This is a genomic window from Streptococcus parasanguinis ATCC 15912, assembly GCF_000164675.2.
In the GTDB taxonomy this organism is placed as follows: Bacteria; Bacillota; Bacilli; order Lactobacillales; family Streptococcaceae; genus Streptococcus; species Streptococcus parasanguinis.
This window is the reverse complement of sequence record NC_015678.1, coordinates 1-13,868: the sequence shown is the minus strand read 5'-3', so window position 1 is coordinate 13,868 and position 13,868 is coordinate 1. Positions and strand designations below refer to the sequence as shown.

The following is a 13,868-nucleotide window of genomic DNA, read 5'->3' as shown; positions in this document are numbered from 1 at the left end:
TTATTTATTTCCTCTACTCATTCCCTTTATTTTCTCTCTGACGAGCCCGTTCTTCTCCCCACCAAAGAGGCATCAGTTCACCTAAAGTAATGGTCTTGCGACTCTCATAATCCACCATGAATTCTAGATGACGATTCTCTGCATTTAGCTCAAGGAGAAATTCACGACAGGCCCCACAAGGCATCCCTGAACCTTCTCCATAAGGAGGCTTGTCCCGAAAAGCAATAATACGCTTGACCTTGGTCTGTCCTGATTATTGATACATGTTGAAGAGAGCCGCTCGTTCCGCACATAAATGAAAGACGCCACAGGTTCCTTCCATACAAAAGCCCGTATAAATCTGACCATCTGCAGCCTCAACAGCAGCGACCACATGTCGAGCATAGACAAAATCTGAAACCTCATGAGGCGCATAAAGAGCTTTCGCCTCAAGATAAAGTTTTTCCCAAATATCCATTCTTCTTTTTTCACTTCTTCACTAATTTCACAACTGCTTCTGTCCTTGCAGTATGGGGGAACATGTCCACTGATTGAATGTATTCAACCTGATAAACCTTTGTCAAAGCCACTAAATCCCGTGCCAAAGTAGAGACATTACAAGAGACATAGACCATCTTTTCAGGTGCATAGTGCAACAAGGTCTCGATTAATTTTGTACCCAAGCCCGTACGAGGTGGATCCACGATCACAGCATTAGCCCGATAGCCTTCTTGGTACCAACGAGGAATGATCTCTTCTGCTGTACCAGCCTCATAGTGGGTATTCTCAAATCCCATCCGTTTAGCATTGTATTTGGCATCTTCAATCGCTTCAGGAATAATATCCATCCCCCGAACACTTTTCACTCTATTAGCAAAAGCAAACCCAATCGTTCCAACCCCACAGTAGGCATCTATCAAATGATCCTCTGGAGAAACATCTAGAGCCTTGACAGCCTCACTATACAATACCTCAGTTTGTTCCGGATTCAACTGGTAAAAGGCTCGAGGAGAAAGGGAGAATTCATAATCCAAAACACCTTCCAAAATAGCCTCTTCTCCCCAAATAATCTGCGTTTGTTCCCCGTATATCTCACTGGAACGAGACGTATTTTTATTAACAGCAACTGTGACAATCTCAGGGTGTTTCGTAACCAAGTCTTCCACCAAATTCTTTACGTTAATCTGACGACTGGTGACCACAATGATCTGAACTTGACCAGACTTTCGAGCCCGTCGAATCATCATGGTTCTGACACCCAGTTCTTTTCGTTCATCAGCAATCGGAATCTGATAATAGGTCAATAAATCCGCTAGATCGTTAGCGATAGCTTGAATAACCGGATCTTGAACCAAACAATCTTTTAATTCAACTAAATAATGTGAATTTTGAGCATAGAGTCCTGCCTTCACCTGGCCCTTGAATTTCCTTGTTTGAAATTGCAATTTGGCCCGATAATAAAGAGGCTCCTGCATTCCGATTGTCGGCCGAATATCATACTGCTCAAAGCCTTCAGGTGAGAATTTCTTCAAAGCCTGTTGCAATAAATCTGTCTTAAACTCCAGCTGCTTGTCATACTTCAAATGCATGATTTGACAGCCCCCACAGGTCTCATAGATATCACACATGGGTGTCACCCGATACTTAGACGCCTTATTCACAGATAAGAGTTTGGCTTCCGCAAAATTTTTCTTGACACTTGTAATTTGGCAGAAGATATCTTCTCCCTTCAAAGCACCAGGTACAAAGACAAGTGTTTTTTTATAAAAGCCAATTCCTTCTCCGTTAATTCCCATTCGTTTAATTTTCAAAGGAATTTTTTGTTTTACTTTAACGTTCATATCCCTATCTTAACACATTTTTCGGTATAATAAAAACATGAAAATTACAAAACTAGAAAAGAAAAAAAGACTCTACCTCCTTGAATTAGACAACGATCAAAAACTGTATATTACAGAAGACACCATCGTCAAATATTTTCTTTCAAAAGGGAAAGACATCAGTGAAGAAGAGCTAAAAGAAATCCAAGAGTTTGCACAATACTCCTATGGTAAAAACCTGGCCCTCTACCATCTTTCCTTTAAAGCTCGAACAACAAAAGAAGTCCGAGACTACCTTACAAAATATGAGATTGATAGTGAGGTTATTGATAAAGTTGTCCAACACCTAAAAGAAGAAAAGTGGTTAGATGATCGTCAGTATGCCAGAAACCTGATAGAGGCTAACCTCCTCAGTGGCGATAAAGGCCCTGTCTTATTACAACAAAAATTTCAACAAAAAGGGGTCCCAAAATCTATCCTTCCAGAAATTCTTGCTGACTATGATTTTACAGAAGTTATCAGCCGTACCGCAATAAAACTCCAAAAGAAATACCAAGGAAAATACCCATTAAAAGCCATTGAAACGAAAATCATCCAAGGACTCATTTCAAAAGGTTTTGCATACAACCAAGCAAAGACTGCATTCCAAAATCTTGAACTAGAAGCAGATGAAGAAACAACCAATGAGCTCATCCTAAAAGAGTTAGAAAAACAATACCGTAAATACAGTAAAAAATATGAAGGCTATGACCTAAAACAACGTTTAACCCAAGCACTAGCCAGAAAAGGGTACGATTATAGTGATATAACATTAGCCATCAGGGACTTCTTAGATGAATAATTCAATCTTAATCAATCAAATTGAAAATAAAATAGAAAAATAAGAAAAAATTTGAAAAAATATGTTACAATATAGAGGATATACTTAGATTGTAGAAAGTTGGTAAGTTATGAAACTACCTAAAGAAGGCGACTTTATTACAATTCAAAGTTATAAACATGATGGCAGTTTACACCGTACATGGCGTGACACCATGGTATTAAAGATAACCGAAAATGCAATTATTGGAGTAAATGATCATACACTTGTTACAGAAAGTGATGGCAGACGTTGGATTACACGTGAACCAGCAATCGTTTATTTCCATAAAAAATATTGGTTTAACATCATCGCCATGATACGTGACAATGGTGTGTCTTACTACTGTAACCTAGCAAGTCCTTTTCACATCGACCAAGAGGCCTTAAAATATATCGACTATGATCTCGATGTCAAGGTCTTTACAAATGGTGAAAAGAAATTGTTAGATGTTGAAGAATATGAGCAACATAAAGAAAAAATGCACTATTCAGATGACATTGACTATATTTTAAAAGAAAATGTAAAAGTACTAGTAGATTGGATAAACCAAAACAAAGGTCCTTTTTCAGAGGAATATATCAAAATATGGTATAACCGTTATGTTGAACTGCGAAATAAATAAAGTTGGAAAGAGCGAAAGCTCTTTTTTCTTGTAATGCAATAAGATAATCACCTACAAAAAAAAGCCTAATGACAATCATTAGACTTTTTCAATACACTATCGGGAAGACAGGATTCGAACCTGCGACACCTTGGTCCCAAACCAAGTACTCTACCAAGCTGAGCTACTTCCCGATCTAAAGCTTTCGCCTTATGCACCCTAGAGGAGTCGAACCTCTAACCGCCTGATTCGTAGTCAGGTACTCTATCCAGTTGAGCTAAGGGTGCTCTTCCTTATTCTATTCTTACATAGTCTCACGACCATGCACCCTAGAGGAGTCGAACCTCTAACCGCCTGATTCGTAGTCAGGTACTCTATCCAGTTGAGCTAAGGGTGCTTCTTTCAACCTAAATCTATGCCGAGGACCGGAATCGAACCGGTACGATCGTTACCAATCGCAGGATTTTAAGTCCTGTGCGTCTGCCAGTTCCGCCACCCCGGCCTCCTCAAGCGAACGACGGGATTCGAACCCGCGACCCCCACCTTGGCAAGGTGGTGTTCTACCACTGAACTACGTTCGCATCGCTTTCTTTATATAAAAAAATGCCGGCTACATGACTTGAACACGCGACCCTCTGATTACAAATCAGATGCTCTACCAACTGAGCTAAGCCGGCTCATTATTATTCTTCTATGCGGGTTAAGGGACTTGAACCCCCACGCCGTAAAGCGCCAGATCCTAAATCTGGTGCGTCTGCCAATTCCGCCAAACCCGCAAAATATGACCCGTACTGGGCTCGAACCAGTGACCCATTGATTAAAAGTCAATTGCTCTACCAACTGAGCTAACGAGTCTTAAAATAATTTTCATTATCTTAACGGTCCCGACGGGAATCGAACCCGCGATCTTCGCCGTGACAGGGCGACGTGATAACCGCTACACTACGGGACCTATGGGAGTTAACGGGATCGAACCGCTGACCCTCTGCTTGTAAGGCAGATGCTCTCCCAGCTGAGCTAAACTCCCAAATGAGCCTAGATCATCTAGGCTCAATCTCTTGCTAAGCGACTTCCTTATCTCACAGGGGGCAACCCCCAACTACTTCCGGCGTTCTAGGGCTTAACTGCTGTGTTCGGCATGGGTACAGGTGTATCTCCTAGGCTATCGTCACTTAACTCTGAATGTTTAAACATTCAAAATTGAATATCTATATTCTAACAAACTAAACCTAACTTTGTCAATATCTTCTGACTCTTTGGATAAGTCCTCGAGCTATTAGTATTAGTCCGCTCCATTGCTCACACAACTTCCACTCCTAACCTATCTACCTGATCTTCTCTCAGGGCTCTTACTAACATATAGTTATGGGAAATCTCATCTTGAGGTGGGTTTCACACTTAGATGCTTTCAGCGTTTATCCCTTCCCTACATAGCTACCCAGCGATGCCTCTGGCGAGACAACTGGTACACCAGCGGTAAGTCCACTCTGGTCCTCTCGTACTAGGAGCAGATCCTCTCAAATTTCCTACGCCCGCGACGGATAGGGACCGAACTGTCTCACGACGTTCTGAACCCAGCTCGCGTGCCGCTTTAATGGGCGAACAGCCCAACCCTTGGGACCGACTACAGCCCCAGGATGCGACGAGCCGACATCGAGGTGCCAAACCTCCCCGTCGATGTGAACTCTTGGGGGAGATAAGCCTGTTATCCCCAGGGTAGCTTTTATCCGTTGAGCGATGGCCCTTCCATACGGAACCACCGGATCACTAAGCCCGACTTTCGTCCCTGCTCGAGTTGTAGCTCTCGCAGTCAAGCTCCCTTATACCTTTACACTCTGCGAATGATTTCCAACCATTCTGAGGGAACCTTTGGGCGCCTCCGTTACCTTTTAGGAGGCGACCGCCCCAGTCAAACTGCCCGTCAGACACTGTCTCCGTAGATGATAAACCTACCGGGTTAGAGTGGCCATAACACAAGGGTAGTATCCCAACAACGCCTCCATCGAAACTGGCGTCCCGATCTCTATGGCTCCTACCTATCCTGTACATGTGGCACAGACACTCAATATCAAACTGCAGTAAAGCTCCATGGGGTCTTTCCGTCCTGTCGCGGGTAACCTGCATCTTCACAGGTACTAAAATTTCACCGAGTCTCTCGTTGAGACAGTGCCCAAATCATTACGCCTTTCGTGCGGGTCGGAACTTACCCGACAAGGAATTTCGCTACCTTAGGACCGTTATAGTTACGGCCGCCGTTTACTGGGGCTTCAATTCATACCTTCGCTTACGCTAAGCACTCCTCTTAACCTTCCAGCACCGGGCAGGCGTCACCCCCTATACATCATCTTACGATTTAGCAGAGAGCTGTGTTTTTGATAAACAGTTGCTTGGGCCTATTCACTGCGGCTGACTCAAAGCCAGCACCCCTTCTCCCGAAGTTACGGGGTCATTTTGCCGAGTTCCTTAACGAGAGTTCTCTCGCTCACCTGAGGCTACTCGCCTCGACTACCTGTGTCGGTTTGCGGTACGGGTAGAGTATGATTAACGCTAGAAGCTTTTCTTGGCAGTGTGACGTCACTAACTTCGCTACTAATCTTCGCTCCCCATCACAGCTCAATGTTACAGAATTAAGCATTTAACTCAATTCACACCTCACTGCTTAGACGTGCACTTCCAGTCGCACGCTTTAGTTAGCCTACTGCGTCCCTCCTTCACTACATACTCTAGTACAGGAATATCAACCTGTTGTCCATCGGATACACCTTTCGGTCTCTCCTTAGGTCCCGACTAACCCAGGGCGGACGAGCCTTCCCCTGGAAACCTTAGTCTTACGGTGGACAGGATTCTCACCTGTCTTTCGCTACTCATACCGGCATTCTCACTTCTATGCGTTCCAGCGCTCCTCACGGTACACCTTCTCCACACATAGAACGCTCTCCTACCATACCTATAAAGGTATCCACAGCTTCGGTAAATTGTTTTAGCCCCGGTACATTTTCGGCGCAGGGTCACTCGACTAGTGAGCTATTACGCACTCTTTGAATGAATAGCTGCTTCTAAGCTAACATCCTAGTTGTCTGTGCAACCCCACATCCTTTTCCACTTAACAATTATTTTGGGACCTTAGCTGGTGGTCTGGGCTGTTTCCCTTTCGACTACGGATCTTAGCACTCGCAGTCTGACTGCCGACCATAATTCTTTGGCATTCGGAGTTTATCTGAGATTGGTAATCCGGGATGGACCCCTCACCCAAACAGTGCTCTACCTCCAAGAATCTTAATGTCGACGCTAGCCCTAAAGCTATTTCGGAGAGAACCAGCTATCTCCAAGTTCGTTTGGAATTTCTCCGCTACCCACAAGTCATCCAAGCACTTTTCAACGTGCCCTGGTTCGGTCCTCCAGTGAGTTTTACCTCACCTTCAACCTGCTCATGGGTAGGTCACATGGTTTCGGGTCTACGACATAATACTATTGCGCCCTATTCAGACTCGGTTTCCCTACGGCTCCGTCTCTTCAACTTAACCTCGCATCATATCGTAACTCGCCGGTTCATTCTACAAAAGGCACGCTCTCACCCATTAACGGGCTCGAACTTGTTGTAGGCACACGGTTTCAGGTTCTATTTCACTCCCCTCCCGGGGTGCTTTTCACCTTTCCCTCACGGTACTGGTTCACTATCGGTCACTAGAGAGTATTTAGGGTTGGGAGATGGTCCTCCCAGATTCCGACGGGATTTCTCGTGTCCCGCCGTACTCAGGATACTGCTAGGTATAAAGACTATTTCGATTACGAGGCTCTTACTCTCTTTGGCTGACCTTCCCATGTCATTCTTCTATACTCTTTATGTCCACATTGCAGTCCTACAACCCCGAAGAGTAAACTCTTCGGTTTGCCCTCCTGCCGTTTCGCTCGCCGCTACTCAGGCAATCGCTTTTGCTTTCTCTTCCTGCAGCTACTTAGATGTTTCAGTTCACTGCGTCTTCCTCTACCTATCCTTAACAGATAGGAGTACTAGCCATTAGCTAGTGGGTTCCCCCATTCGGACATCTCTGGATCATCGCTTACTTACAGCTCCCCAAAGCATTTCGTCGTTTGTCACGTCCTTCTTCGGCTTCTAGTGCCAAGGCATCCACCGTGCGCCCTTATTAACTTAACCTTATTTTTGGTCTTGCGACCTAAACTCTTTAAATATTTACAGCGTTTCGGTTTATTTTCTTGTTACTATTTGATATAGATATTCAATTTTCAATGTTCAAGCTTAACACCCTTACAGTGTTAATGGAGCCTAGCGGGATCGAACCGCTGACCTCCTGCGTGCAAAGCAGGCGCTCTCCCAGCTGAGCTAAGGCCCCACAAGACCTCTCAAAACTAAACAAGACCAACGTACAGGGTTCCTTTTCCTTAGAAAGGAGGTGATCCAGCCGCACCTTCCGATACGGCTACCTTGTTACGACTTCACCCCAATCATCTATCCCACCTTAGGCGGCTGGCTCCAAAAGGTTACCTCACCGACTTCGGGTGTTACAAACTCTCGTGGTGTGACGGGCGGTGTGTACAAGGCCCGGGAACGTATTCACCGCGGCGTGCTGATCCGCGATTACTAGCGATTCCGACTTCATGTAGGCGAGTTGCAGCCTACAATCCGAACTGAGACTGGCTTTAAGAGATTAGCTTGCCGTCACCGACTCGCGACTCGTTGTACCAGCCATTGTAGCACGTGTGTAGCCCAGGTCATAAGGGGCATGATGATTTGACGTCATCCCCACCTTCCTCCGGTTTATTACCGGCAGTCTCGCTAGAGTGCCCAACTAAATGATGGCAACTAACAATAGGGGTTGCGCTCGTTGCGGGACTTAACCCAACATCTCACGACACGAGCTGACGACAACCATGCACCACCTGTCACCTCTGTCCCGAAGGAAAGCTCTATCTCTAGAGCGGTCAGAGGGATGTCAAGACCTGGTAAGGTTCTTCGCGTTGCTTCGAATTAAACCACATGCTCCACCGCTTGTGCGGGCCCCCGTCAATTCCTTTGAGTTTCAACCTTGCGGTCGTACTCCCCAGGCGGAGTGCTTAATGCGTTAGCTGCGGCACTGAGTCCCGGAAAGGACCCAACACCTAGCACTCATCGTTTACGGCGTGGACTACCAGGGTATCTAATCCTGTTTGCTCCCCACGCTTTCGAGCCTCAGCGTCAGTTACAGACCAGAGAGCCGCTTTCGCCACCGGTGTTCCTCCATATATCTACGCATTTCACCGCTACACATGGAATTCCACTCTCCCCTTCTGCACTCAAGTTAAACAGTTTCCAAAGCGTACTATGGTTAAGCCACAGCCTTTAACTTCAGACTTATCTAACCGCCTGCGCTCGCTTTACGCCCAATAAATCCGGATAACGCTCGGGACCTACGTATTACCGCGGCTGCTGGCACGTAGTTAGCCGTCCCTTTCTGGTAAGTTACCGTCACAGTGTGAACTTTCCACTCTCACACTCGTTCTTCTCTTACAACAGAGCTTTACGATCCGAAAACCTTCTTCACTCACGCGGCGTTGCTCGGTCAGACTTCCGTCCATTGCCGAAGATTCCCTACTGCTGCCTCCCGTAGGAGTCTGGGCCGTGTCTCAGTCCCAGTGTGGCCGATCACCCTCTCAGGTCGGCTATGTATCGTCGCCTTGGTGAGCCGTTACCTCACCAACTAGCTAATACAACGCAGGTCCATCTCTTAGTGATGCATTTGCACCTTTCAAGTCAACATCATGCAATGTCGACTTTTATGCGGTATTAGCTATCGTTTCCAATAGTTATCCCCCGCTAAGAGGCAGGTTACCTACGCGTTACTCACCCGTTCGCAACTCCTCCGCTCGGTGCAAGCACCAAGCTTCAGCGTTCTACTTGCATGTATTAGGCACGCCGCCAGCGTTCATCCTGAGCCAGGATCAAACTCTCATTAAAATAATTGTTTGTCTTAAACTCATTCTGTCACTGACAGATTTATTGTTTTTTATTGTTCAGTTACTACAACTTCAGTTGTAGTGCCCTGCACATTGGTTCGTCTTGTTCAGTTTTCAAAGGTCTTTGTCGCTCTCTCGCGACAACTATATTAGTTTATCATGATCTCTCCTTACTGTCAACACTTTTTTTAAAAAAATTTTATTTTTTTGAAAGTTTTTTTACTTTTTTTGTTTACATAAAAAATCAGGAGCAAAGATGCCCCCGATTCCTCTATATTTTATTGATGTTTTCAATCTCTTATTTGATCTCTATTCTTTTACTTCCAATAGACCGATGTCTCCATCTTCTCTACGGTAGATGACATTTGTTGTGTTGTCTTCTGCATCACGATAAATGAAGAAGTCGTGTGCCAATAGATCCATTTGAAGGATCGCTTCATCTATATCCATCGGTTCTAGATCAATTGTTTTTGAGCGAACAACTTTTTCTGTGGTGGTTGCTTCTTCTACAACTGCATCGGTAAACAATTTACCTGCACCAGATTTAACACGATTTTTCTTTTCGATTTTTGTTTTATTCTTACGAATTTGACGTTCAATTTTATCTACAACAAGATCAATTGAACCGTACATATCTTGAGAAACATCTTCTGCACGAAGCGTGATAGATCCAAGCGGAATGGTTACTTCTACTTTTGCGGTCTTTTCACGGTAAACTTTTAAGTTTACTCGAGCATCCAGCTCTTGATCTGCCTGAAAATATTTTTCAATCTTTTCGAGTTTAGAAACGACATAGTCGCGAATGGCTTCTGTTACTTCTAGGTTTTCACCACGGATACTATATTTAATCATATTAGTACCTACTTTCTAAACATTATGTTTTTATTTATATGTATATTATAACGCTTTCATAAAGTTTTTGCAAATCTTTTTTTACCTTGCGATTGAAAATGTCTTTATTTCTTTCACACCTTTTTCAATTAGTAGGCGCTTCAATAATTCGATTGTTTTGCCCGTTGTGTAGATATCATCGAAGATAAGATATTTCTGCTTTTCTGAAACTTCTCCTTTTAATTGAAAGTGTTGAGAGGTTTTTAATCTTTCTTCTCTTGTTTTTTTTGATTGGGCTAAGCTGTCTTTTTTTTGGAATAGACTGTTGTACTTTATTTCTGCAAAATCTAATATAGTTGATACTTGATTGAATCCTCTCTCCTGCTTTTTTTCATGGCTAATTGGAGTCGGTATTATCGTATAGCTTTTATACTTTTTCAAGGCTTTTTTGATGTCACATGCAAATACCATTCCTAATAAACGATCTCCTTCAAATTTATATCGCTTGAAATAGTCCTTCATTGCTGCATTATATCTATATAATGCTTCATGTTCGACCATATTCCCCTTTTGTATCCAGTATTCGCAATCTTTACATACTTTCTCCTCCTTATCTTTATAACATCTAGGACAATGGATTTCGCCAATTTGTTCGAAGTCTTCTTTGCATTCTTTACAAATCCATTCTTCTTGTTGATTCATAAAAATAAGGTCTGTGAAATGTTCACCAGTTTTCAACTCCTTAGTACAAAGCAGACATTCTTTCAAAATCCAGCCTCCTGATTCATTTCCTTTATTTCTTTGATCGCTTTTTTCATTTCTCGTGTTATGCCATCTGATAGAAAAAGTAGTTTACCTGTTGGTCTTTCTTTACTTCGACCGACCCTTCCTGAAATTTGTACGAGAGCACTTTTAGTAAACAATTTGTGATTACTTTCTAAAACAAAGACATCTACAAGCGGAAAAGTTACTCCCCTTTCTAGAATCGTTGTCGAGACTAGGATGGTCAATGCTCTGTTTCTAAACTCCTCTACCATTCGTAGACGATCTGTAGTTTGTGAGGATACAAAACCTACCGTATCTTTAGGAAAGTATTTTTTTAAGTTCTCTGTAAATTGTTGACCTAATTCTATTTCAGATACAAAGATTAACAATGGGTAGTGAGTCTGTCTTTGTTTCTTGATCAGTTGCAATAGTTCGTAAGGGATTCTTCCTTTTTCTATTTTTTCTCTAATTTTCGGCACCCATTTTATTTCAGGGACCACTAGTGGGTTCCCATGAAACCTTCTTGGAAGGCTATAACGAATGATTTCTTTTTTCTTGACCTTTTTATCTAACTCATCTGTAGAGGTTGCTGTTAAATATAGCGTATTCCCCCCTTTTTTTATCGCATTCTGAGCTGCTTTATATAAGATTGGATTGTCCACATAGGGAAAAGCATCTACCTCATCTATAATAAGGAGATCAAAGGCCTGAAAAAATTTTAGCAATTGGTGGGTTGTTGCGATTACCAAAGGCGTTCTAAAATAGGGTTCCGATTTCCCATGAAGCAAAGAGATGGGGCAGGAAAAATCGTCCTTCATCCTTCCGTACAGTTCGATACAGACATCGATTCTTGGGGTAGCAATACAGACTGCTTGTCCACTCTTGATTGCTGTTGCTACAACCTGGTACATCATTTCCGTTTTCCCAGCTCCTGTCACAGCATGTACCAAGGCATTTCCCCCTTCCTTAACTGCTTGGATGAGACCATCGGATACCTCTTGTTGATAGGAAGTCAAGGTTCCTTTCCAGTTTAACACCTCCTGTCCTTCAAAGTCTTGCTGTGCAATAGTATAAAGTTTTTGATCACTCCGGATCCTCCCCAATTGGATACAGGCTCTACAATACAGTACCTCTTCACTTAACTTCCACAGTTTTTGATCAATCAAACTGCCACATCGAAAGCATTGGTACCTTCCATTCTGTTTTTCTATAGCTGGAAGTTCTAGGGCAATTTTTTTTAGATCATTTGTCATTTGACTCTCCGTTAAGAGTCTTCCATAAGAATCTTCTATCTTCATACTTATTAATTCGCAAAAGTTGGAGAAAATCATTCTTTTTTTGTAAAATAAGAATATGGAATATGTTACATTTAAAGAGAACGGTACTGTTCAAGAAGAAATCAAAAAATCAAAATTCATTTGTCATGTCAAGCGTGTCTCCTCTGAAGAGGAAGCTAGAGATTTTATCAATGCCATCAAAAAGGAACACTATAAGGCTACACATAACTGCTCTGCTTTCATCATTGGAGAACAAAGTGACATCAAACGGACCAGTGACGATGGTGAGCCTAGCGGAACAGCTGGGGTACCGATGTTAGGAGTTCTGGAAAATCATCACATCACTAATAGTTGTGTTGTGGTTACCCGCTATTTTGGAGGCATTAAATTAGGTGCTGGCGGTCTAATTCGTGCATACGCTGGAAGTGTGGCTCAAGCAGTTCGAGAGATTGGACTGGTAGAAATCAAGGAGCAAGTGGTTCTTGGAATCACACTTTCTTATTCCCAATACCAAGAGTTTGCTAATTTCTTAAAAGACAATCAATTGGCGGAACAAGATCCGATGTTCACAGATCAGGTGATGACAACTATTTTTGTGGATAAAGATAACACAAGCTCTATCACAGCAGCTTTAGTCGAATTTTACAATGGCAAAGTCCTTATAGAAGATCAAGGAATTCGTGAGGTTGAAGTACCCCTACTTTCTGTAGAAAATTAATCAAAAATACTATCGGCAACGATAGTTTTTTTTTATCACACCCATAAAATTTCTATATTTTACATTCTTCCCACAAGGGACTATACTTGTTAGTATCAAGAAAACCTAGAACTGAGGTATATTATGGCTATTTATGAAAATATTACAGAATTGATTGGGAACACTCCGATTGTCAAATTGAACCGTCTTGTTCCTGAAGGAGCTGCAGATGTCTATGTCAAACTCGAAGCCTTCAATCCTGGATCATCTGTTAAAGACCGGATTGCTTTGAGCATGATTGAAAAAGCTGAAGCGGATGGTTTGATCAAACCAGGTGATACCATTGTCGAAGCAACTAGTGGGAACACAGGAATTGGCTTGTCATGGGTTGGTGCAGCTAAAGGCTATAAAGTTGTGATTGTCATGCCTGAAACCATGAGTGTGGAACGTCGTAAAATCATCCAAGCCTATGGAGCTGAACTCGTTTTGACTCCTGGAAGTGAAGGAATGAAAGGTGCCATCGCTAAAGCTGAAGCAATCGCTGCAGAAAGAAACGGCTTCCTTCCTCTTCAATTTGAAAACCCTGCTAACCCAGAGGTACATGAAAGAACAACAGGACAAGAAATCGTTGATGCCTTTGGAAAAGATGGTTTAGATGCTTTCGTCGCAGGTGTTGGTACTGGTGGTACTGTTTCTGGTATTTCTCATACTTTGAAAAAGAATAATCCTGCTGTCAAAGTCTATGCCGTTGAGGCCAATGAATCTGCAGTCCTTTCTGGCGAAAAACCTGGACCACATAAAATCCAAGGGATTTCAGCAGGCTTTATCCCAAATACCTTAGATACTAACGCATATGATGGTGTTCGTCGCGTATCTTCAGAAGAAGCTTTCGAACTTGCACGAGCTATTGGTGGGGCCGAAGGGTTCTTAGTAGGCATTTCAAGTGCTGCTGCTATCTATGCTGCGATTGAGGTAGCCAAAGAATTAGGAAGTGGTAAAAAAGTTCTTGCTCTTGCACCAGATAATGGGGAACGTTATCTTTCAACTACTCTTTACGAATTTGAATAATTCTTTATATAAAAAA

At 42.9% G+C, this 13,868-nt stretch carries 8 protein-coding genes, 11 tRNA genes, 3 rRNA genes and 1 pseudogene; 4 read left to right on the top strand and 19 right to left on the bottom strand.

Going from position 1 to position 13,868, the window contains the following annotated elements; translation table 11 throughout:
• Positions 1–13 precede the first annotated feature (13 nt).
• Positions 14–457: pseudogene (locus HMPREF0833_RS00115) on the bottom strand (cytidine deaminase family protein).
• A 10-nt stretch (positions 458–467) separates the two neighbouring features.
• The gene (gene rlmD, locus HMPREF0833_RS00110) at positions 468–1,820 is read right to left on the bottom strand and encodes a 23S rRNA (uracil(1939)-C(5))-methyltransferase RlmD (protein WP_013903174.1); all 1,353 of its coding nucleotides are present in this window, start codon (positions 1,818–1,820) and stop codon (positions 468–470) included.
• Between the two features lie 37 nt (positions 1,821–1,857).
• Between rlmD and recX the strand changes: the two genes are divergently transcribed.
• Both recX and ntdP read left to right on the top strand, forming a co-directional pair.
• Entirely contained in the window at positions 1,858–2,640 is a 783-nt protein-coding gene (gene recX, locus HMPREF0833_RS00105) for a recombination regulator RecX (RefSeq protein WP_013903173.1), read from the top strand.
• 109 nt (positions 2,641–2,749) lie between these two features.
• A complete protein-coding gene (gene ntdP, locus HMPREF0833_RS00100; protein WP_013903172.1) occupies positions 2,750–3,283 on the top strand; it encodes a nucleoside tri-diphosphate phosphatase in 534 nt (177 codons plus the stop codon).
• 99 nt (positions 3,284–3,382) lie between these two features.
• On the opposite strand, the gene HMPREF0833_RS00095 is transcribed toward ntdP, so the two are convergent.
• From HMPREF0833_RS00095 to HMPREF0833_RS00015, 17 genes are all read right to left on the bottom strand, one after another.
• Positions 3,383–3,456: transfer RNA gene (locus HMPREF0833_RS00095), tRNA-Pro, on the bottom strand.
• 19 nt (positions 3,457–3,475) lie between these two features.
• Positions 3,476–3,549 (bottom strand) — tRNA-Arg (locus HMPREF0833_RS00090).
• A gap of 36 nt (positions 3,550–3,585) precedes the next feature.
• Positions 3,586–3,659: transfer RNA gene (locus HMPREF0833_RS00085), tRNA-Arg, on the bottom strand.
• A gap of 19 nt (positions 3,660–3,678) precedes the next feature.
• Positions 3,679–3,764, bottom strand: a tRNA-Leu gene (locus HMPREF0833_RS00080).
• 7 nt (positions 3,765–3,771) lie between these two features.
• Positions 3,772–3,843 (bottom strand) — tRNA-Gly (locus HMPREF0833_RS00075).
• Between the two features lie 23 nt (positions 3,844–3,866).
• A tRNA-Thr gene (locus HMPREF0833_RS00070) sits at positions 3,867–3,939 on the bottom strand.
• Between the two features lie 17 nt (positions 3,940–3,956).
• Positions 3,957–4,038 (bottom strand) — tRNA-Leu (locus HMPREF0833_RS00065).
• 6 nt (positions 4,039–4,044) lie between these two features.
• A tRNA-Lys gene (locus HMPREF0833_RS00060) sits at positions 4,045–4,117 on the bottom strand.
• Between the two features lie 24 nt (positions 4,118–4,141).
• A tRNA-Asp gene (locus HMPREF0833_RS00055) sits at positions 4,142–4,214 on the bottom strand.
• Positions 4,215–4,216: 2 nt separating this feature from the next.
• A tRNA-Val gene (locus HMPREF0833_RS00050) sits at positions 4,217–4,289 on the bottom strand.
• A 33-nt stretch (positions 4,290–4,322) separates the two neighbouring features.
• Positions 4,323–4,438 (bottom strand): 5S ribosomal RNA (gene rrf / locus HMPREF0833_RS00045).
• Positions 4,439–4,518: 80 nt separating this feature from the next.
• Positions 4,519–7,418: ribosomal RNA gene (locus HMPREF0833_RS00040) — 23S ribosomal RNA — on the bottom strand.
• A 123-nt stretch (positions 7,419–7,541) separates the two neighbouring features.
• Positions 7,542–7,614 (bottom strand) — tRNA-Ala (locus HMPREF0833_RS00035).
• Between the two features lie 53 nt (positions 7,615–7,667).
• Positions 7,668–9,215: ribosomal RNA gene (locus HMPREF0833_RS00030) — 16S ribosomal RNA — on the bottom strand.
• The 16S, 23S and 5S rRNA genes sit together here with 11 tRNA genes alongside, the layout of an rRNA operon.
• Before the next feature lie 308 nt (positions 9,216–9,523).
• Positions 9,524–10,066 carry a ribosome hibernation-promoting factor, HPF/YfiA family gene (gene hpf / locus HMPREF0833_RS00025; protein ID WP_003012610.1) on the bottom strand — a complete coding sequence of 181 codons (543 nt, stop codon included), beginning with the start codon at positions 10,064–10,066 and terminating at the stop codon, positions 9,524–9,526.
• Between the two features lie 81 nt (positions 10,067–10,147).
• The gene (locus HMPREF0833_RS00020; protein ID WP_013903171.1) at positions 10,148–10,813 is read right to left on the bottom strand and encodes a ComF family protein; all 666 of its coding nucleotides are present in this window, start codon (positions 10,811–10,813) and stop codon (positions 10,148–10,150) included.
• Positions 10,810–12,108, bottom strand: coding sequence for a DEAD/DEAH box helicase (locus tag HMPREF0833_RS00015; protein ID WP_013903170.1), 1,299 nt, complete (start codon positions 12,106–12,108; stop codon positions 10,810–10,812). Before HMPREF0833_RS00015 ends, HMPREF0833_RS00020 begins: the two co-directional genes overlap by 4 nt.
• A gap of 55 nt (positions 12,109–12,163) precedes the next feature.
• On the opposite strand from HMPREF0833_RS00015, the gene HMPREF0833_RS00010 reads away from it, so the two are divergent.
• Both HMPREF0833_RS00010 and cysK read left to right on the top strand, forming a co-directional pair.
• Positions 12,164–12,805: a YigZ family protein gene (locus HMPREF0833_RS00010; RefSeq protein WP_013903169.1), complete on the top strand. Its 642-nt coding sequence runs from the start codon at positions 12,164–12,166 to the stop codon at positions 12,803–12,805.
• A gap of 123 nt (positions 12,806–12,928) precedes the next feature.
• Positions 12,929–13,852, top strand: a complete 924-nt coding sequence (gene cysK, locus HMPREF0833_RS00005) for a cysteine synthase A (RefSeq protein WP_003004014.1) — start codon at positions 12,929–12,931, stop codon at positions 13,850–13,852.
• Positions 13,853–13,868: the final 16 nt, after the last annotated feature.

Excerpts from the sequence above, each read along its gene's own strand:
- ntdP (WP_013903172.1), top strand. The coding sequence starts at position 2,750 with ATGAAACTACCTAAAGAAGGCGACTTTATTACAATTCAAAGTTATAAA.
- HMPREF0833_RS00010 (WP_013903169.1), top strand. The coding sequence starts at position 12,164 with ATGGAATATGTTACATTTAAAGAGAACGGTACTGTTCAAGAAGAAATC.
- rlmD (WP_013903174.1), bottom strand. The coding sequence starts at position 1,820 with ATGAACGTTAAAGTAAAACAAAAAATTCCTTTGAAAATTAAACGAATG.
- cysK (WP_003004014.1), top strand. The coding sequence starts at position 12,929 with ATGGCTATTTATGAAAATATTACAGAATTGATTGGGAACACTCCGATT.
- hpf (WP_003012610.1), bottom strand. The coding sequence starts at position 10,066 with ATGATTAAATATAGTATCCGTGGTGAAAACCTAGAAGTAACAGAAGCC.
- HMPREF0833_RS00015 (WP_013903170.1), bottom strand. The coding sequence starts at position 12,108 with ATGAAGATAGAAGATTCTTATGGAAGACTCTTAACGGAGAGTCAAATG.
- recX (WP_013903173.1), top strand. The coding sequence starts at position 1,858 with ATGAAAATTACAAAACTAGAAAAGAAAAAAAGACTCTACCTCCTTGAA.